General features: G+C 67.0%; 1 protein-coding gene. It reads left to right on the forward strand.

Features of this window, described 5'->3' with window-relative positions:
• Positions 1-62: 62 nt before the first annotated feature.
• Positions 63-273, forward strand: a 211-nt coding sequence (locus tag ACSNOK_RS34255) for a hypothetical protein (protein WP_436784632.1), incomplete at its 3' end; no start/stop codon positions are given.

The raw sequence follows: 273 nt of genomic DNA on the forward strand, positions 1-273 counted from the left end.
TCGTAACTGATCGCAGTCGGTGGACTGACGTCGCCGGGGTAGCCCGGGTCGTCACCGGACCGGTGGAACTGGCCGAGATCGATACCGACCCGGCATGGCTCGGCCGCTGGAAGGACGCAGACCGGCCCGTCGTACCGACCGCCAAGCAGCGCCTGTGCCGCGACATCTGGTGGGCCTGTACGACCCCGAACGCCCCCGTGCTTGTCATTGGCGCCTCCGAAGTCATCCGCTGTTTCGATCGATTTGCTGTGCCCGGCGACATCGCCCCAACGG

The organism is Streptomyces sp. URMC 126, from assembly GCF_051386555.1.
Classification (GTDB): domain Bacteria; phylum Actinomycetota; class Actinomycetes; order Streptomycetales; family Streptomycetaceae; genus Streptomyces.